Genomic DNA, 1,329 nt, shown 5'->3' on the forward strand with positions numbered 1-1,329 from the left:
GATATCCTAAATCTTCGCCGAAAATCCGGAATGGTATTTCAGGCGTATCACCTGTTCCCGCACCGCACAGCCCTCGAAAACGTGATGGAGGGCCCTGTTCAGGTGCAAAAACGGAACAAAGAGGAAGTCAGAAAAGAAGCGATTCAGCTTCTTGATAAAGTCGGATTGAAGGACAAAATGGATTTATATCCGTTCCAGCTTTCCGGCGGCCAGCAGCAGCGCGTCGGCATCGCCCGCGCACTGGCGATTCAGCCTGAGCTCATGCTGTTTGACGAACCGACCTCAGCGCTTGATCCCGAGCTTGTCGGAGAGGTGCTGAAGGTTATCAAGGACTTGGCCAATGAAGGCTGGACCATGGTCGTCGTGACCCACGAAATCAAGTTCGCGCAGGAAGTTGCGGATGAAGTCATCTTCATCGACGGCGGCGTTATCGTGGAGCAAGGACCGCCGGAGCAAATTTTCTCCGCACCAAAAGAAGAACGGACACAGCGGTTCTTGAACCGGATTTTGAACCCGCTGTAATAAAAAAAACAGGGCGCCTGCGCCCTGTTACAGATCCTAAAACGATTTTCGTTTTAGGATTTTGTCATTTTCAGCGTGATTGAAAACCTTTGAAGTCTAGGAAGGGCGAGTATTGGAGCACATCGAATGTTAAATTCGTGAGCACCGAAGCGCAGGCCTGACAACGAATGCAAGGATTTGCCAACACGCTGAAACAGGGCGCCGGCGGCGGCCCTGTTTTTTTGTTGAGCCCCTTTCGCCTATTCCGCCCTTCTGTCAGATGTGCTACAATGACAATCGACTGATTTTTACGAAAGAAGGGACCTCACGTGAAGCAAGAACTTGTTCTGCGCTGGACATTTTATTTTGCCGGTTTGATCATTTTGGCTTTTGGTGTATCCCTGACGATAGAAGGAAAAGCACTCGGCATTAGTCCGTGGGATGCATTTCATTACAGCCTGTTTCAGCACTTCGGGCTTACCGTCGGCCAGTGGTCCATCATTATTGGAGCGCTCATCGTCGGATTCACGTCATTGTTTACGAGAGCTTGGCCAAAAATTGGGGCCCTCCTGAATATGGTGCTCATTGGTGTATTTATAGATTTTTTCAATTTCATTCTGCCTGCCCCCTCGACCTACACAGGCTCGATCATCGTCTTCTCTCTCGGCGTGGTGCTGATCGGTTACGGCGTCGGTGTTTATGTATCAGCAGGCCTTGGCGCGGGGCCGCGTGATTCACTGATGATGCTGATTACAGAAAAAACCGGCTGGAATGTGCAATGGGTGCGGAACGGCATGGAAATAAGCATTTTGTTTGCGGCATGGGGCA

The 1,329-nt window shown here is 50.5% G+C and carries 2 protein-coding genes; both read left to right on the top strand.

Annotated elements, in window-relative coordinates; translation table 11 throughout:
- The coding region (gene tcyC, locus ACWHAR_RS21585; RefSeq protein WP_452087782.1) for a cystine ABC transporter ATP-binding protein TcyC at nt 1-522 on the top strand (522 nt) is incomplete at its 5' end.
- A 308-nt stretch (nt 523-830) separates the two neighbouring features.
- Nucleotides 831-1,329 (top strand): YczE/YyaS/YitT family protein (locus tag ACWHAR_RS21590; protein WP_452087783.1); only part of this gene is annotated, 499 nt, incomplete at its 3' end.

It is taken from the genome of Bacillus sp. LR--39 (assembly GCF_053613335.1).